Here is a 17,891-nt window from a genome sequence, read left to right as displayed (position 1 = left end):
CTGGAGCAGACAGGAGTCTCGGATCACAGCAGACTTGCGAGGAAGTCCATATCTCCCTGGTCAGCGACTTTGTATCCATCCACATATGTTCCATCGGCTTTTACGACTTCACCTTGTTCGTCAGCAGCAACGCCTCCACTAAACAATCCAAGACCGCCAAGTGACATCGTTGATATTTTGACTGTGAACTGGATGTGCTCATTGCACTGCTCGAGATAGTAACCTAGCTGCGGAAGGGTTAAATCCCACACATCCTGCTTCTTAAAGTTGCAGTAATGCGCGAGCTTGAAGAAGATATTCGCCCAGTCTACTGGCGGTTGACTGTCATATTCCTCTTCTTCCTTCGAAGTGGTTACAGTGACTTTTTTAAGCCATTCAACCCGATCATGCAGTCGATGATCGTCTTAGCCGTATCCAGGTCTATAAATTCTTCGAGGTACTCCACTGTGATATGTTTGTAATATGGCTTGAAGGCCATATGTAAAATCTCCATTAATTCGTCGAAACGGTCTTCCTCTTCCTCACCTTCGGGAATCAAGTTAGCAATAATGACGCCAGAATCAATCGTGTTCAGTTTCTGGATCAGCTGACGAGCGTCTTTCAGTCCCAGAGGTGGAATGGAATAAGTAAAACCGTCTCTAAGACGAACCTTCTCATCCTCTTCAAAGTAGACCTTCTCACGTTGATCTGCTTCTGCCTGAGTCATTGGAGGATTTTCCTGTACTGTAGAAGCAGCTTCTCCCTGCCCGGCTTCTTCAGGCTGAATCGTTTCGTCATTTGCTCTAGGAATAACCAAATCTCTTTCATTCATGAAAATAGCCCCCTTTAGGTGTTTCCCCCAATTGCAGTGAAACGAGGGCGACCAACAGGCGGGGGACATCCTGTCAGTCAACTCGTAACTCATTCTAAGTAAATCTATTGGTTATGTAACAGAAGAGGCTGTACAGAAGAAAAAACCCTCCATGGAGGGTTTTTTCTATTCAAGATAGTACTTGTTTTTTCATCAATTAGCACACGGTTCCTGTGCTCGCTACCTCGTAACGTTTAATGCTTCCAAGTTTTCCATCAGGACGCTCAGGATCGATCACCGTCAGGGTCACCGAGTGTGTAGAAGCCTGCTGGCGTTGCGCATCCAGAGTAAAGTTAGACTTCACGCGGCATTGGAACAACTCGGTCTGGTAGCCTTGAATAGTGCCGTCTTTTTGCTCGAATTGTCCATCATGCACGACATGTACAGTCAGTGGCATATCCTGCGTGGTAATATCGAGAACGTCTACCACTTCGTTACGCTTGTAGTTCACGTAGATGTTTACGTCCTTCAACGCAGAGTTAAACTTCAGTTTGCCGCCTTCAACAACATATTGGTCCTCGCCAGGAGAAGCGCTCGCCGTCTTCTTCAGCAGCTTGTTTCCATTCAGTGTGCGGACAGAAATTTGCGGCTCACTATGCAGTGAAGAAGCATAAACCAGGTCGACCTCGAAGCTACTTCCCTTTTGCGTAATGGTGTGCTTCTCTTCCAGCACCCATACAAAGCCGTCAGGGTCCGGTGTTACACCTGGCAGAGCGACAGCATACACAATCACAACCGTAGCACCGGCAAGAGCCATATCAAAAATGACCGTTTTATCTTTTCCCGTGATGGATACGCTAGCAGTCACATCATTGCCGCCCACTCGGTTTTCATAAGCCTTAGGAGCTGGGGTGGTGATTGGTAGCTGCGATAATTCAACCTGGTAAGGTGAACTTGAAGGGACTACAACCGTTTCTGTAACCATATTGAATGCCGCACCCGAGACACCTTCACGTAGCTTGGAGCCGAGGACCAGACGAACAAGATTCAGATCGAATTTGGCCGATTCAGCGGTGACATCGATCGTCTTCTTGCGCAGTAATGTATCGAGCGCTACGCTGGAGTCGCCTCCCTCGATATCCTGCATATCAAGCTGGACATCCAGACGCATGTTATTCAAGGTACCGATTGTAACCAGGTCATCACAATTCGGAATTTTAGCCATGAATTTGCCGGCACCCTTGATAATCATTTTTTTATTCTTGGTGTTTGCCATTAAAAAGACCTCCTTATTCATCCTCATCTATCCCAATGGTAAAACCAATTTGGGTAAAATACTTGTAGCCTTTTCCAGGGTTAGATACATCCTCTGCACTCGTAATGTATTGCCCGAAAAAGCTGACTTGCTTCAACCCTCTCATGAACCTGTCATCAAAGAGTTCTGTGATTCTGTCGGCGATCCGAACAGCCAGCCCCACATCATCCTGAGTGTGGACGATAAAAACGACGCTGAACCTGTACTCAAGATAGCTTTTCCCGCGCTCTCCCGGAATTTTAAAAAACGAGATGAGAGGCAGATTGTCTGCTTCCAGCTCTTTTGGATTCCTTCGTTTCTGAATCCTAACAGCCAGTTTTTGAGGCGAAGCATCCCCTTCTAATCCAAGCATCTCCAGAATCTCCGGGTCTTCCCGAAGATTAGCATGGATGATGTCGTATACGTCAGAGATGCTAATCTTAGCCATGCGTATCACATCCTCTGCTGACGGCTTCGTAACTCAATATAAGACGCAAGAGGGACAGCTTTAACCGGATTGTGTACAGTCACTGGTACTTCACAATATTTCAAGGATCTGCACCACAGGCTCACTGGCTGCAGTAAAGAACACACGGTCTACTTTGAATGCTTTCTGCTCTTTCATCAACAGACGCTGCTCTTCGACTCCAACCTTTACTTCCGGGTTCGTGCTAACATAGACGTCACCATAGCCCAGATTCTCAACAACTAGAGTGACACCTTCATTGCGCGTGTTGTAGATGAATTGACCGTAGGAGGAAAGCTGTTGTACAAACTCTGATATAATCTCTCCATTCAGCTCTTCTACGGTAACAGGTTCATCTTGATCAGCTAATGTTTTCTTAGTTTCTTTTTCTACCCTCATACTCTTCATCCATCCTCTTTCGTTGATAGTTGTTCAAATGAATCCTCTTTTTTTCATACATGGCCTGCATCCTGCAAGTGTGGATTTGGGTATAATCTGTGCTCTTGTATTGGATAGCTCCACTTCCTCCGGATACACCAAATAGCCAAATTTGTTCATGACTTTGCCTGTCATTTCACCGATACAATGAAGACAAAGCAAGGGCTCCCCCTTAAGTTCCTCTGCCTGGTAGTTTTCTCTCGCCTTATCCGTCACGTAGCGAAAACCGCACTTGACACACTTTACAAGGTCACTCATGATCTGTTCTGCTTTCTGATCAATGTCATCTGTTATCCTCCAAGTCCCAAGAGCTTTCTTCGGAGTTCAGCTTTCTTGTTATCTTGAGCACAAGGACGACACTCGTATATTCCCATGTATCTATCCATAAGTTCCTGATAGGGAACACTGAGCACATCAGACAGACAGTGAATACACCTGCCACCCTCAGCCTTGTATACGTTAGCCAGAAATTTTGCCTGCTGTGTTATGAATCTTCCGCAATGACATTTCAATACGCTCACCCCAATGATCAATATAAGCAATTTTCACCCCGATCAAGCCTTCATAAGTGCTACACACCTTTTTCAAAGGATAGAACGTCTATTAGACATGGGAGAGGATGGCATAAACAGCTCGGACCGATAGAATCTGATATATAAGGAAATATCTATCGAGGTATCTATCTAAAATCTAAAAAAAGCCCTGCATGTCACAAGGCAAATTCTCGAATTACCTCTTTCAACTCATCCATATCCTTGCAAATTACAGATACATACTGCTCAATGTCCCCGAAGCTTACCCAGTCTATAATGAATCCATCTGTCACACCTTGGCCGGAGTGCTTGTCGATAATGGCTATTCCGGTCTCGAATTTGAAAGCAAGCCCCATAAATAAAGTTGCCTTCCCATACACCTCATCAAGCATTTCAAACAGGTTATCTAGCATGTTATATCTCTCCCTTGGTATGTTTGCGGGTACACCCCCAGTTTGATAGTCGTTTAATCCCCCGAAAAAGATGCTGCCTTTCTTAAGCCTTTTAAGTTTTCAGTCTTTTTTTCTTGCGCTAATCGAATTGTTCAGCTCTGCTGAAAGCCTCTACACTCAGTTATCTTCAAAAAAACAGAGCCCATCTCCGGTGAGGAAGACAGGCTCTGTGCGTTGATTTAATATCTATGGTCTTTTCATCACTTCTTATTTTGCTCCACACGGACTGAAGAAACTGAACTCAGTGAATATGATCAAAAATCGCTCGGCAACTTAGCCCCCGAAGCCATTCCCCTGATTCCCATTTCCGTTACTTCTTCCGTTACCATTACCATTTCCGTGATTGCCGCTATTCTCTAGCCCGGGATTGATCGTTGCATCCGGAGTCCCCTGAACAGGCTCATTGGATGGATTCGTGCTCCCCGGATCTACTGGAGGAATCTCTTGCTGATCACTTGGAACCTCGCTATCGGAACCAGGAGTCACGGGATCATTCCCATTCGTACCCCCTGGCTGCTCTACGCCAGTTCCGTCTCCGTTATTCGGGTCCTCAGGCACTCCCGGCCACTCCGGGTTACCAGGCTGTGTCCCATCACCTGGAATAGGGTTCTCAGGGTCCGGTTCGAGATCGCCAGGCTGCTCCTGTGCAGGTGGTTCGGCAGCTGTAATCTGAACACGAACCGTATTGGACGGATCAGACTCATTGCCTTGCGCATCGTAAGCGACGACATAGTAATCAAAGGTCATACCCTCAGGTACATCAATATCCTCTGTATTGGTAACTGACAATCCCTCAATAATCCCCCGGAAATCCGATTCGGTCTCAGCCTTCCGGTAGACACGGTATTGTACCTGCTCCGTCTCGGACGAATTCCAAGACAGGTTGACAATTTGTGTCTCAGGGCGATAATCTGCCGCAAGTCCGCTAACCGGGGACACCAGCGGCTCTTCTACCACGGGTTCCGGCGGCTCCAGTCCATCCGGCTTCTCAAAGGAAGTCACTGGATGACCTTTGAGCGCCTCGCTCATGACACGACCGAAGAACTGGGCTGTCAGACCACTACTGTTCTTCAGCATATGGTTACGGTCAGGTTGATCATACCCCATCCACACAGCTCCCGTGTATTCAGGTGTGTAGCCGACAAACCATACATCCCGGTTGCCGCTATTGCCCGAAATGCCACTTTGAGTTGTACCCGTCTTACCTGCAACTGGCCAATCAATCTTAGCTCTTCTGCCTGTGCCTGTATTCACGACATCCTGCATCATCTCAGTCATGTAGTAAGCCGTTGCTGGAGACATGACCTCGGTCAGGCTCGATTCATGCTTATAGCGCACAGAGTCAGAGCTATCCCGTATTTCCTTAATAGCATAAGCGGGCTGATATTTCCCCTTATTGGCAAATGCGCTGTACGCCTGCGCCATTTCGAGGGTGTTGGTCCCTTTCTCCATACCGCCCAAGGCGATGGCCAAGGTCTTATCATTTTCGCCCATTTGAATCCCCAGCTTCTGGGCGAACGTATAGCCTGTGTTCACACCAATTTCATTCAACAGCCATACCGCTGGAATATTTTCCGATTTGGTAATGGCTTCCTTCATACCTACAGTTGGCGAGTATCCATGAAGGTTCTTCGGACAATAGTTACCGAAGCACTGCTTCTCATTGTTCAGCAGGGAGTTGGAATTGAACTTGCCTGTCTCCAGTGCAGGTGCATAGGAGACAATCGGCTTCAGTGCCGAACCAGGCTGTCTGCGCACACTTGTAGCCCGATTCAGATTACCACGCTGATAGTCACGCCCCCCTAGAATGGCAGCCAGAGAACCGTTCTGATTATTCATAATAACCATGGAGCCCTGTACAGGCTGCTCGTCCCTGCTCTTCTCGAACAAATCATCGTCCTTGAAGGCCTTTTCCAGCGCGGTCTGCGCCTGGGCATCCATCGTCGTATAGATTTTGTATCCACCGACAGTCAGATCATCACGGGTAAGCCCCGTCACATCCTCTGCCTCGTCCAGAGCATATTCAATGAAAGGCTGGTATTTCTGCTCTCTTGCTGGAGGCTCGTATGCATAATCTACAGCCTTGGCCTCATCCATCTGCTCCTTGGTGATATAGCCTTGCTCCTGCATCAATGTAAGCACGACAGCTCTGCGATCCTTGGATTCTTGCGGATTCGACAATGGATTGTATTTGGATGGTCCTTTTGGCATTGCGGCCAATGTCGCCATCTCCCACAGCTCCAGCTGATTGAGGTCGCTCTTACCGAAGTAGTACTCCGATGCTGCCTTGATACCTACCCGCTGATGACCGAAGAAGATCCGGTTCAGGTACAGAGTCAGAATTTGATCCTTCTCCATGTCCCGTTCCAGTGCCATCGCAATGGAGACCTCGGTTGCTTTACGGAAAAAGGTTTTGTCCCGGGTCAGGAACAGGTTCTTGGCGAGTTGCTGCGTGATCGTACTACCACCCTCTACCGCAGCTCTTGCCACAACGTCCCGCACGGCCGCACGGCCGATGGCCCAAATATCGACGCCCTGATGCTCATAAAATCGTTTATCTTCAGTAGCTACGAACGCATCCTTCAATAGCTGAGGTATCTCATCCCCCTCGACGGGATCACTTTTTTCGTATGATAGCTCTGTCATCAGCTTACCGTTTCGATCGTAGATCTCCGTAGGTGGATTCACCGTGACTTTGTCCAGGTTAGCCTGGTATAGCTTCTCCCCATTTACGGTCAAAAACAGATATCCGGCCAGTGCACAGAATACCGCAAAGGCTGTTGTAAAAAACAGCGTCCACATCACACGTTTGCCTGTAATCTTCTTTTTCTTAGCCTTCGGCTTCGGGTTGGCAGGTGTTCTGGGTCTGTTGCGATTTCCGGATCTGGACAATGAATCATTTGACATTACCCTGACTCCCTTTCGCTATACAAAATATGTCTCTCTCTCTGCTGCTCCAATCCATGTCGATTAGCACAGACAATGACTTCCGAATGAAAAGAACAACCTTGTTTCAGGTTGCTCCGGATTCATTGTTATTCTTTTAAACGCAATGTGAAGCTAGAAAGTTTCAGAAATGACCTACTTATCCCTCGTTGCTGGAATCCTGCTGCTGCATCAAGGAGACATTGCGCTGTGGCGTGAAGGTCGAAATAGCGTGTTTGTAGATCATTTGCTGACGTCCATCGGAGTCGATAATAATTGTGAAATTGTCAAAGGCCTTAATAATCCCACGTACTTGGAATCCGTTCACCAGATACACAGTTACAGGAATCGTTTCTTTGCGCAGTTGGTTCAAGAACGTATCTTGGATGTTGATGGACTTGTTCATTTAGCCGTACCCCCAATTATCATTTGAGTTGTTCTGAAGTATATTCAAGGTCTGTCCCGTACTTTCCTGCAACAATGTCTCGGATTTTCCGAGATGTCTCTTGAACAGATGATGCGTGCGTGACATCAATCCATTCAATGTCCTTCATGTGCCGGAACCAGGAAAGCTGCCGTTTTGCAAAATGGCGGGTGTCTCTTTTGAGCAACGTAACTGCTGCATCCAGAGTCATCTCACCACGCAGGTAGGCTGAAATCTCCTTGTAGCCCAGTCCTTGCATGGATATTGCATCACTACGCACACCACGCTCCATTAGCGCGGACACTTCTTCTACAAGCCCTTGCCTCAGCATACCGTCGATGCGGTCTTCAATACGTTTATATAGCATTTCCCTATCCATTGTCAAACCCACAATGCACAGATGATAAGGAGATTCCTTCGTTTGTGCCGCCAGAAGGGAGCTGTGCGTCTGACCGCTGACATGGTACACCTCAAGAGATCTGACCACTCGGCGAAGATCATTCGGGTGCAATCGCTGTGCGCTCTCTGGATCAATTTGTGCCAGTCTGGCATGAAGGGCATCGGCACCATGTTGCTGCGCAAATTCCAGTTGCTCCTCCCGGAAAGCCTCATCAGCACCCACCTCTGAGAACTGATATTCATAACATACCGACTCTACATAGAGTCCCGTACCACCTACGATAAATGGAAGCTTGCCGCGACCTTGAATATCCTGAATCAGCCGCCGGCATTCCGACTGAAATTCCGCCACAGAATAAGGGTACTCCGGCTCATGAATATCGATCAAATGGTGGGGGATGCCCTCCATCTCCGCTTCGGATATTTTCGCAGTACCAATGTCCATATGTCTGTAGACCTGCATGGAATCTCCGGATATAATCTCACAGCCGAAGGTCTTGGCCGTGTCGATGCTTGATTTGGTCTTGCCGACCGCTGTTGGGCCGACCAGCACCAATAGTGGTGGCTTATGTAGCGCTGTCAATGTTAATCACTCCGTACACTGTTTTCTTCTGTCCGCGTGTCTCCGCCTCAAAGCCAAGACGTCTGAACTCAGCACTGCTGCGTTTCTCCTTTAAAATAACCGTCTTTCTCGCTACCCGGCAGGCTTGCTGAATGCTGACTTCGCTCAGCGGATCTGGATTGGCGTAACTACGCAACGGACCGATGGAATCTGAGTCCAGCAAGGGGTCTCGGAACATTGGATCAAAATAGACCACATCCACGCTGCGATCCTCCAATTGGCTGAGCCATTCCAGATGCCCCGTATGGCGCACATCAATTCTCCGTAACGCCTCATCAATCTCGGGTACACCCGACTGATACTCACTCATCCCTTCACGCAAAAGAGCATACACCGGGAAAGAGCTTTCCAGCGCAGTGACTTGTCCGGTGCGACCAGCTCCCATCGAGAGAACCAACGCATCGGAGCCCATACCCGCTGTGCAATCCAGGATCTGATCGCCTGGAGCCACTCTCGCAATGGTCAGCAGTGGATCTGATTCCTGCTTCAGCACGCGCTTGGCGCGAATGAGCCCCATGCTGGGATGGAACGACATGGGTGTTCGGCCCGGCCGAATCAGCCGTACAGCTTCGTGCAATATAACAAGCACGTCCACGGCTTCATGGACCTCCGCCAGCCTGGCGATGGACAAGCGCCCTCTTGGTGCATATTTGAGCTTATGCGTATACGCGAACTCCTCTGCTCGCGCAATGACCGCGGGGGAAGGGGTGTCCCCCGTAGTCACGATCATATCTTGGATTGGATTATAACTGCTCACTGGCATACTTCCTCGCTATATCTTGCTGAACTGTTGATATTGGCACATACTACATAACTCGCTTGAACATCTTCTCCAAATCATATGTCGAGAAGGAAATCACGATGGGGCGACCATGAGGACATGTATACGGCTGCTTACAGGCCGCGAGACGCTTCAGCAGCACATCCGCCTCCTGTAACGTAAGCTTCTGGTTAGCCTTAATGGAGGCTTTGCAGGAGCACATAATCGAGCTGGCCTCGCGCAGCTTGGCAAGGTCGATGGATTTTTCGTCAAGCACCCACTCTGCCATCTCTTCAATAACATCCTGCTCCTCCCCCTTGGGCAACCAATAGGGATAAGAGGTTACGCGGAACGTCTGACCGCCGAAATGCTCCAAATGTACCCCGACCTGAGCGAACCAGCTCAAGCGGTCCTTAAGTTTGTCAGACTCCGACGGGGTGAATTCCAGCGTAATGGGCAAAAGAAGCTCCTGCGAGGCCTGCTCAGGCTTACCAAATTTCTCGTAATAGTACTCGTAATTAATACGCTCATGAGCCGCATGCTGATCAATCAGATACAGGCCACTATCATTTTGCGCAATCAGATAGGTCCCATGATGCTGACCAATGACACTGAGCTCAGGAAAAGCCGGAATTTCAGGTACAGATCCCGCTACCGATGATAGCTGCTCTGGTGTCCAGCTCATGGAAGCACGATTCGAACTGGACCCCCGACCTGACTGATAGCTCCCGGCTCCGCGGCTTGACGTCTCACGTACGATGCTTCCATTGCTATAAGCTGTCGGCGCCACGCTTGCATTCTTAACCACTGTACTCGAGGCCATTTTGGAAGTCGTTGAATCTTTTATTCCAGCTATGCCTGAAGCATACTCCCTATTTCCCGGCTTCTTTACGGCATTTTGTGCAGCTGTCTGCTCTGTTAGGTCAGACTTGTCTGAATATGCCGGTGCCGTATAGACATTGCCAGATTGGCCTGTGCCCTGGTGATTCATTGATGACGATGACTTGCCTCCATGCGCCGTATCTTCGGACTGTAATTCTGTTCTTGTGCTAAGTTGTTGACTTGGCTCACCGCTGAGTTGCTCGCTGAGAGCCGACTCGGAGCTGGCTCCAGCATCCCTTCCTGACGTCTTGGAAGCCTGCTCAGGAATGGAATTGGACGCTCCCTCCTGTTTCGTAGCTTCAGCGATCACATCAGGTGCTGGGGCATCGAGTTCTTCGTCCTCAGCTACCAGATGTGTCTGGCTACTAGCTGCTGCCTGCTCCATCGTCACAGCTTCGGAGGTCTGCTGTAACGCCGAAGACGAATCTGGCAAGGTACTCGCTCCCTGCTCTGCAGACCCGAAGCGAAACTGCTCTTGGATGAAGGCTCTGCTGGTAGGACTGCCAATCTCTCGCTTCACAGCCTTCGGAATCAGCACTTCCCGATGCAAAGCACTCCGTACAGCCTGCTCCACGAATTGATAGAGCTCGGGCTCCTTACTGAATCGCACCTCCAGCTTAGCGGGATGTACATTCACATCCACCAATGATGGATGCATGTCCAGACACAATACCGTAAGCGGATAACGATTAATAGGCAGCAACGTATGGTAAGCCTTCAGCAAAGCTTGATTCAGACCGTAGCCACGAATATAACGACCATTCACAACGGTTGAGATGGCATTCCGACTGGAGCGAGTCCACTCGGGGCGGCTGACATAGCCATAGAGTCGGTAATCCAAACTTTCATCCTCTAGCGGAATCATAGCCTTCGCGGCGGCTGTACCGTAGACTGCGGCGATGACCTGCAATAAGTCACCATTTCCCAGAGTCCTTAGCAACGTATTGCCATTATGACGCAGCGTGAACGCAATCTCTGGATGTGATAAGGCCATACGATACAGCACATCCGAGATGTGGCCCAGCTCCGTCTGAATCGTCTTCATATATTTCAACCTGGCCGGAGTATTATAAAACAGCTCTCGCACTATGAAATCCGTTCCTTGCTGTGCAGCCGCTTCCTCATGGGTCACCAGCTTACCGCCTTCAATAACGATTCTGCGGGCCTTGCCATCATCTCCAGAGGCTGTCAGGAGCTCTACCTTGGATACGGCAGCTATACTTGGCAAAGCCTCTCCACGGAAGCCCAGACTCGTGATCTGGAAGAGATCCCGTCCGTGGACGATCTTGCTCGTCGCGTGTCGGTAGAAGGCTGTCTCCACATCCTCCGGGTCGATACCGCCACCGTTGTCAGTTACACGAATGCTCTGGAGGCCCCCTTCTTCCACGGATACTTCCACTCGAGTACTTCCCGCATCAATCGAATTCTCCAGTAACTCTTTGACTACGGATGCAGGGCGTTCCACGACCTCGCCAGCAGCAATCTGGTTCGCGATATGCTCATCAAGCACTTTAATTCTAGCCATAGCATTACCTCCTTACAGCTCAGGCAGACTTATACAAACAGTAGCACAGCACCATGTTCGATTACGACAGCTCCGTAGCCCTCAGCTTCAGCTCATTTAGTAGCTGCATCGCTTGCAGAGGCGTCATATTCATAACATCCGCACGCTTGACCTGCTGGATAAATTGCTCCACAGCAGCATCTTCACGGGACACAGTCTTGACTGGTGTAATATCCTGTTCGCCAAAGAGCGATAGCTGGTACACACCCTTGCCATCTGACTGCGGCGAATGTTCTTTTGCTATTGCTGCTATCTTTTCTTCTCGATCACTTTGCTGGTCCGGATGCTGAACATTAGATTGATCATTGTACGTGTTATTGTCTTGGCTAATATGCTGATGAGGATGCTGATTCTGTGATTCATCTTGCCGAGCTTGTTGATGTGTAAGCGGGCTGTTCCAGGTCTCGCTCGCTTTCATCTCGGACGTCACAGAGACTTCGCGCAGCGCGAGCCCCTTCTCCGTCTCCTTCAGGTGACTATCACCTTCGGAAGGCTTATAAGCCTGTGCATCACGCTCCACACCAGCGGTCACCCGTGACGCAGCATTCTCAAAACCATCCAGAAGACCATTGGCACGCTCTATAATGGATCCAGGAAGGCCGGCCAGGCGAGCACAATAAATGCCATAGCTGCTGCTTGCAGCCCCCGCCACCAGCTTGCGAAGAAAATGAACCTTGTCCCCACTCTCCTGCACCGCCATAGAATAGTTGCACAATGAATGAAGGCTGTCCTCCAGGTGCGCCAGCTCGTGAAAATGAGTGGATACCAGTGCCTTACATCCGATATGGTCGTGCACATATTCAATGACAGCCTGAGCAATAGCCATCCCTTCACTAGTCGAGGTCCCACGTCCCAGCTCATCAATAATAATCAAGCTGCGTGGGGTGGCCTTTTCGGTCATGACCTGAATATCCGCCATCTCAACCATAAATGTGCTCTGACCACCAATCAGATCATCAGCAGCACCGATCCGTGTGAATATTCGATCCAGCAGAGGCACCTTGGCCTGCTCTGCCGGAACGAAACAGCCAATCTGAGCCATAATGCTAATCAGTGCGACCTGACGCATGTAGGTGCTCTTGCCAGCCATATTTGGACCGGTAATCAGCAATATACGTGCCTTGTCCTCTTCCAGCCTGGTCGCATTAGCAATAAAGCCAACATCCTTCATTACCGCTTCCACGACTGGATGACGCCCCTGCTCCACCATTAGATCATAGCCATCGTTGATCTCAGGCTTAACGAATCCACGCTCACTGCTGACCGTCGCCATGGATTGATAGACATCCATCTCCGCAATTCGCTCCGCCAAGCTCTGCAGGCGGGGAATCTCTTCATTCAGTCTGCTACGCAAGGCAGCAAACAAACTGTACTCCAGATCGACCATCTGATCCTGAGCTTCCAGAATCAGAGTCTCCTTCTCCTTCAGCTCTGGTGTTATGTACCGTTCTGCATTTGCCAGCGTCTGCTTCCGTTCATAACGTCCAGCTGGAAGAGAAGCCAGATTCGATTTGGTTACTTCTATATAATAGCCGAACACCTTGTTATAGCCGATCTTGAGGGAACGAATGCCTGTCGCTTCACGCTCCTTCGCCTCCAGCTCAGCAATCCACCGTTTGCCGTTCGTGCTTGCCTCCCTCAGCTCATCCAGTCGCTGATGATAGCCCTGCTTGATCATGCCACCTTCCCGCACCGATACAGGAGGTTCCTCCATGATAGCTTGTTCGATCTCCTGATACAGATCTGTACATGGGTCCAGATTGCTGGCAATCTGCTGTAATGTGATGGATGGTGAAGCAGCACACAGTTGCTGAAGCTCAGGAATGCGCTCCAGAGAAGCACGCAGCGCGATCAGATCACGGGCATTGGCACTGCCAAAGGCAATACGTCCCACCAGACGCTCTAGATCGTAGATCTCCTTCAATTGTTCACGGATATCCTCACGGAGAATGAACTGGTGATATAGCTTGTCCACAGCCTCCAGACGATCCTCTATCGCTTGCTTCGAGATTAGAGGCTTGTCAATCCAGCGGCGCAGCATCCGAGCTCCCATAGAGGTCTCGGTTCGATCAAGCAGCCACAGAAGCGAGCCTTTCTTGGAGCGCTCACGCACAGTCTCTACCAGTTCCAGGTTCCGGCGGGTGAACGGGTCCAGAATCATGAAATGGTTCGGTTCATAGGATGAGATCTGGGTCAATTGACCTAAGGAGCGCTTTTGCGTCTCATGATAGTAAGCCAGCAAGCGTGAGACGCACTGACGACGCTCCTCAGGCATACGGGCCCACACAGGCTCCCCGAATTGGCTTCGCACGAGATCGTCCTTGGATTTGTCCCACTCGGTATAGACGATCTTCCTGCTAGTAGGGAGCGTTCTAGAGGATATAAGTGTCAGCAGTCGAGCATCTCCGATAATCTCTGATGGCTCATAAATATTAATCTCATCCATCAGCCACTCCTCGGCGTACGGTACCGAAGTAACGTACAACTCACCAGTGGACAGATCACTCGCGCTTAGGGCCAACATCCCTGAAGCCTCTGTCACACATACAACGTAATTGTTGGCCCGATCGCCGAGGTTCTTCCCATCCATCACCGTTCCTGGTGTAATGACCCGTACGATTTCGCGCCGGACCATCCCTTTTGTCACAGAAGGGTCTTCCATTTGCTCACAGATCGCTACCTTATAGCCCTTCTCAATCAAGCGCTGAATATAGTTGTCGGCAGAATGGTAAGGCACTCCGCACATAGGAATTTTGGCCTCGCCGCCTCCTTCACGTCCAGTCAGTGTTATCTCCAGCTCCTTGGAAGCCAGAACGGCATCATCAAAGAACATCTCATAGAAATCACCCAATCGAAAGAAAAGAAAAGCATCCTGCGCCTGTTCCTTAATCTGTAAATATTGCTGAATCATTGGCGTATAATTGGCCATGACAACCTCCAAAATTACATCAATCTGTATACTGTCTCCAATATTGCTATTTCAGCATTTTGCATAATTCGATTTTAATCACTTTCGGATACAAATTATTGACAAATAAAATCAATTTGATCAATAAATTGCTGGATATAAGTCGTTTCTTGGATTTATGCAAAATGCCCTATATCATCTATTCGAACAATCCTAGAGGTTCATTATATCAAAAAAGCCAGCTCAAAACATGCCAACTGTTGCTAGCATGCTTCCGTTGTGTTCTCTTCCCTACGTAGGAAGCCGCCATAGAGGACGAATGTCTCTCATCTCATCCCAATGACCGCCTGAACGCAGCTCCCGAAAGAGCGGTCCTGTAAAGGGCTCATAACGCTCATAATCTACCACCTTCTCCATCCCTTGCAGCAATGGTTCCAAGCAGGTATACAAGCGGTCACGATCAGCTGCATAAAATGCGGCGTGGATCTCTTCCTGGTCCAGTGGCCTGAGGTGTAGCTCCCGATAATGCTCCGCAATCAGGTACGCTGCACCAATGACGCCTTTGGCCAGCAAGGGTGAAATCAGAAAGCTGGGCAAGGTCCGATACTCGAAGCCTCCATGCTCCTTCCGTCTGAAATCCCCCAAGATACCATACCGCGGGCGTCTCGCTGTGGATTTTGGGTCCTCCAAGGTGGCAATAGGTAAAGCCAGATAGTTATCCAATGCACGCAGTACCTCTGCCTCCAGGCGTACACGGCTAAAATGCAGATGCCCCCCTAGAGGAAGACCTGGCTGTGGCATGGCACCAGCTCTCCACAATAAGGAACGATCCGTGATTCGAGAAGATGCCGCTGCAAGTGCCTTTCGTAAATGCCGCAGTAACCGTTCAGGCTCACTGCTGGGTGCTGGCCTGAGTTCTGCAATCGGAAAAAGTGTACGCTCTCTTCTCGTCACCGCATCACATCCAGCTTCCCCCCACCGCTCCAGAAATCGTGAGGCAGGAACCACCTTCCCTTGGTCACGTCGGACCAGGATGAACTCCGGGTCCATCCCTACGAGGGCTCTCCCATACCCGGCAATGTCACGTTCAGCCTTCTCCTGCGCATGAGCAGATTCCCTGGACTGATACATGCGTTGCAGACGTGAATCTTCCATCCATGGCGCCTCCCTTACGGACCGCACCTCGTACCCTGCGTCCATTGCTGGCATCAGTATTACCTCACCGCTGTCCAATCCCAGTGTGTACAACGTTCGGACAGCCGCTCGCTCCAGCTTTTTCATCAAGACAGAACTTATCGACTCATCCTGCCCTTCCACGGCCATGATCCTCATACGTGCCGCAGTTCCTCGTCTGCTCACCTCGAGAAGCTCCAGCTCACGAATCTGCACAGCGTAGCCCAGCGCGAAGCCCTTCGTGCGGGATGGCTCCCAATTGGCTCGAATACCACTGCGCAAAAGACGTGCAAGCTTCTGCTGTTCGCTTAGCCCTGCATATAGAGAAGGATCTCCTAAGGTCTTCACCATTTGCTCAGCTCCCTCACTCGCGTCACAACCTCGTCTTGCCCCCTTTAATTCCTCTAAAAAAATAAAAAGGAGGGCATCCGCCCTCTACTTAGCCGCTGTCGGCGCATATATTATCCCATAGTCACACGCAAGGGCATCCTACAAGGGCTCTGTACCATCACCCCTCTGATCTAAGCGCCAGTCGCTCTATATGCTTCTCTCTCTACAGCTCATCATCCAGCAATTCGAAGTCGAGATCCTCTAACTCGCCTTCATCGGAGAGGAATTCGTAATCCTTATCCTCCTCATCGGCAGTGTCATACACACGTACAACGACCTTGGTCTCAGCGATTAGCTCTACTGCGAATTCACGCTCTACACGAATCACGACACTGTTGCCTGCCGAGGACACCGTCGCTTCCACACAGCTAGGCTCCTGCGTTGCATCCGCAGACACCTCCACTGTAGAAGCCCGGTGCTTCGGATCTACATAAGACAGACCAACCTGCTCTACATACGATACCGTTTCCTTCGCCACATCGGTTTGAGAGTTTTTGTTGTAGGAATACCATATGTTAATATCATAGGTTCCCACAACCTCAATTCCATCGCCGGCGGAGACCGCTTCATACTGGTGGTTGATAATCCATGCCCCCAGAATGCTGGTCGGATTATGTGGCGGAGTCACGGTATGTGTTACGGTAGAGAATTTGCGACCTTTGCCGCAGATCGCTTTGGTAATAATTTCTCTACGATGTTGTTTATGACTCAATGACATTCTTGAACCTCCTCCATACAATCATTCCATACATATGTATGCAGGATGTGGGCGAATGTTGAGTAAATAGATATAGAGAAAATGAGATTATTTATCTGGAAGCACTCTTAGGAAGGAAAAGGAGAAGCACGATGCTCTGTTGGGGCAGGAGCCTTATCCTTTTTGGCTATCTTCAAAAAACGCTCCAGCTCGCGGTTTAGCTGCAAAATAGCCGAGCGGACCTCAAACTCCTCACGCGAATTTGGCAGCTCCATTTCCTTGAACTTGTTCCCTACCAGTTCGGATAGCTTCTCCGTTCTTCCGGTATAGTGCTCCGTGAGGACATCCTTACTAAGCTGCTCGAACAATTCAGCCATCAGGTCGCCCTGTGGCATATGCTCGTACATCTGCGAGACAAGCTGAAGCATATATTGAATGGATTCCAGCTGCTGCTTTCGCATATAGAAATAGATCTTCCAATCCTCTTTCGGATTAATCACCTGATTCTCCAGGGAACGTCCAGCCTCCGTGATCCCCTTGGCAATCGCCATCTCAGCATCAATAATCTCCTGACCATTCCAGACGAAGCCAGGCTCGCGCAATGTCCGGGAGATATTACTGAAGATGATGGAAAATGTCTCGTCAATATGATGCCGAATCTCCAGCATCGTATTATCCGTACGCGGCATATAGATCAGATTCACAACCATTGCTGAGCCCAGTCCAATAAGCAGAAGGTACAGCTGGGTCAGCAGTGTATGCGTGTCCACGACCCCTTCGCTGAACACCCGGAAGACGACAACCGAGCCTGTTACAATCCCTTCCTTGAAACCAGCCCTTACAATGATCGGGAAGGCAGTCAAAATATATAGCGCCAGCACCCAGTAATGCAGACCAAACAAGAGAAAGAGTACGCTTGCAAACAATAGGCCTACCACTGATGCAAAAAATCGGGCCGAAATAGAGCGGATACTCCTTTTACGGGTTACGTCCACCCCCAATATCGCCAGCAACCCGGCCGAAGTCGCTCCATGTACTCCGAGACCGTCTGCGATGAGGACAGCCATTAGCGCTGCAATCGCTGTCTTAATCACCCGAAAACCCATGCCATTCACATAATCCCTTCTGAAAGTCATTTTGATGCATTTTCATCATACATCATTTTTTTAGAAAT

Annotated in this window: 15 protein-coding genes; all 15 read right to left on the bottom strand. The window is 49.5% G+C overall.

Going from position 1 to position 17,891, the window contains the following annotated elements:
• Positions 1-23: 23 nt before the first annotated feature.
• The 15 genes from D328_RS0106790 to D328_RS0106715 all read right to left on the bottom strand — a co-directional run bounded on the left by D328_RS0106790 (position 24) and on the right by D328_RS0106715 (position 17,823).
• Positions 24-251: a hypothetical protein gene (locus D328_RS0106790; RefSeq protein ID WP_018884221.1), complete on the bottom strand. Its 228-nt coding sequence runs from the start codon at positions 249-251 to the stop codon at positions 24-26.
• 101 nt (positions 252-352) lie between these two features.
• Positions 353-811, bottom strand: a complete 459-nt coding sequence (locus D328_RS0106785; RefSeq protein ID WP_018884220.1) for a hypothetical protein — start codon at positions 809-811, stop codon at positions 353-355.
• 196 nt (positions 812-1,007) lie between these two features.
• Positions 1,008-2,066: a hypothetical protein gene (locus D328_RS0106780; RefSeq protein ID WP_018884219.1), complete on the bottom strand. Its 1,059-nt coding sequence runs from the start codon at positions 2,064-2,066 to the stop codon at positions 1,008-1,010.
• Positions 2,067-2,079: 13 nt separating this feature from the next.
• Complete coding sequence (locus D328_RS0106775; RefSeq protein WP_018884218.1) at positions 2,080-2,532, bottom strand: hypothetical protein; 453 nt, start codon at positions 2,530-2,532, stop codon at positions 2,080-2,082.
• Between the two features lie 90 nt (positions 2,533-2,622).
• On the bottom strand, positions 2,623-2,949 hold the full coding sequence (locus tag D328_RS0106770; protein ID WP_018884217.1) for a hypothetical protein: 327 nt from the start codon (positions 2,947-2,949) through the stop codon (positions 2,623-2,625).
• Positions 2,950-3,697: 748 nt separating this feature from the next.
• Positions 3,698-3,934 carry a hypothetical protein gene (locus D328_RS0106760; RefSeq protein WP_018884215.1) on the bottom strand — a complete coding sequence of 79 codons (237 nt, stop codon included), beginning with the start codon at positions 3,932-3,934 and terminating at the stop codon, positions 3,698-3,700.
• 312 nt (positions 3,935-4,246) lie between these two features.
• Positions 4,247-6,880: a PBP1A family penicillin-binding protein gene (locus tag D328_RS0106755; RefSeq protein ID WP_018884214.1), complete on the bottom strand. Its 2,634-nt coding sequence runs from the start codon at positions 6,878-6,880 to the stop codon at positions 4,247-4,249.
• A 178-nt stretch (positions 6,881-7,058) separates the two neighbouring features.
• A complete protein-coding gene (hfq, locus tag D328_RS0106750) occupies positions 7,059-7,304 on the bottom strand; it encodes an RNA chaperone Hfq (RefSeq protein WP_018884213.1) in 246 nt (81 codons plus the stop codon).
• A gap of 19 nt (positions 7,305-7,323) precedes the next feature.
• A complete protein-coding gene (miaA, locus tag D328_RS0106745) occupies positions 7,324-8,304 on the bottom strand; it encodes a tRNA (adenosine(37)-N6)-dimethylallyltransferase MiaA (protein WP_018884212.1) in 981 nt (326 codons plus the stop codon).
• Positions 8,288-9,106, bottom strand: coding sequence for a class I SAM-dependent methyltransferase (locus D328_RS0106740; protein WP_026281039.1), 819 nt, complete (start codon positions 9,104-9,106; stop codon positions 8,288-8,290). The genes miaA and D328_RS0106740 overlap by 17 nt, the downstream gene beginning before the upstream one ends.
• A gap of 43 nt (positions 9,107-9,149) precedes the next feature.
• Positions 9,150-11,510, bottom strand: coding sequence for a DNA mismatch repair endonuclease MutL (gene mutL, locus D328_RS0106735; RefSeq protein WP_018884210.1), 2,361 nt, complete (start codon positions 11,508-11,510; stop codon positions 9,150-9,152).
• Between the two features lie 61 nt (positions 11,511-11,571).
• The gene (gene mutS, locus D328_RS0106730) at positions 11,572-14,478 is read right to left on the bottom strand and encodes a DNA mismatch repair protein MutS (protein WP_018884209.1); all 2,907 of its coding nucleotides are present in this window, start codon (positions 14,476-14,478) and stop codon (positions 11,572-11,574) included.
• A gap of 270 nt (positions 14,479-14,748) precedes the next feature.
• The gene (locus D328_RS0106725) at positions 14,749-15,981 is read right to left on the bottom strand and encodes a putative amidoligase domain-containing protein (RefSeq protein WP_018884208.1); all 1,233 of its coding nucleotides are present in this window, start codon (positions 15,979-15,981) and stop codon (positions 14,749-14,751) included.
• Positions 15,982-16,183: 202 nt separating this feature from the next.
• Positions 16,184-16,738: an outer spore coat protein CotE gene (locus D328_RS0106720; RefSeq protein WP_018884207.1), complete on the bottom strand. Its 555-nt coding sequence runs from the start codon at positions 16,736-16,738 to the stop codon at positions 16,184-16,186.
• Between the two features lie 107 nt (positions 16,739-16,845).
• Positions 16,846-17,823 (bottom strand): aromatic acid exporter family protein, encoded by a 978-nt coding sequence (locus tag D328_RS0106715; RefSeq protein ID WP_025680093.1) that lies wholly within the window; start codon positions 17,821-17,823, stop codon positions 16,846-16,848.
• Positions 17,824-17,891 lie beyond the last annotated feature (68 nt).

Source organism: Paenibacillus massiliensis 2301065 = DSM 16942 (assembly GCF_000377505.1).
GTDB lineage: Bacteria > Bacillota > Bacilli > Paenibacillales > Paenibacillaceae > Paenibacillus > Paenibacillus massiliensis.
This window is presented reverse-complemented; position numbering and strand designations above follow the sequence as displayed.

Bases quoted from the DNA above. Each gene is read 5' to 3' on its own strand.
- D328_RS0106785 (WP_018884220.1), bottom strand. From the start codon at position 811: ATGAATGAAAGAGATTTGGTTATTCCTAGAGCAAATGACGAAACGATT.
- D328_RS0106780 (WP_018884219.1), bottom strand. From the start codon at position 2,066: ATGGCAAACACCAAGAATAAAAAAATGATTATCAAGGGTGCCGGCAAA.
- D328_RS0106775 (WP_018884218.1), bottom strand. From the start codon at position 2,532: ATGGCTAAGATTAGCATCTCTGACGTATACGACATCATCCATGCTAAT.
- D328_RS0106770 (WP_018884217.1), bottom strand. From the start codon at position 2,949: ATGAGGGTAGAAAAAGAAACTAAGAAAACATTAGCTGATCAAGATGAA.
- D328_RS0106760 (WP_018884215.1), bottom strand. From the start codon at position 3,934: ATGCTAGATAACCTGTTTGAAATGCTTGATGAGGTGTATGGGAAGGCA.
- D328_RS0106755 (WP_018884214.1), bottom strand. From the start codon at position 6,880: ATGTCAAATGATTCATTGTCCAGATCCGGAAATCGCAACAGACCCAGA.
- hfq (WP_018884213.1), bottom strand. From the start codon at position 7,304: ATGAACAAGTCCATCAACATCCAAGATACGTTCTTGAACCAACTGCGC.
- D328_RS0106740 (WP_026281039.1), bottom strand. From the start codon at position 9,106: ATGCCAGTGAGCAGTTATAATCCAATCCAAGATATGATCGTGACTACG.
- mutL (WP_018884210.1), bottom strand. From the start codon at position 11,510: ATGGCTAGAATTAAAGTGCTTGATGAGCATATCGCGAACCAGATTGCT.
- mutS (WP_018884209.1), bottom strand. From the start codon at position 14,478: ATGGCCAATTATACGCCAATGATTCAGCAATATTTACAGATTAAGGAA.
- D328_RS0106725 (WP_018884208.1), bottom strand. From the start codon at position 15,981: ATGGTGAAGACCTTAGGAGATCCTTCTCTATATGCAGGGCTAAGCGAA.
- D328_RS0106720 (WP_018884207.1), bottom strand. From the start codon at position 16,738: ATGTCATTGAGTCATAAACAACATCGTAGAGAAATTATTACCAAAGCG.
- D328_RS0106715 (WP_025680093.1), bottom strand. From the start codon at position 17,823: ATGGGTTTTCGGGTGATTAAGACAGCGATTGCAGCGCTAATGGCTGTC.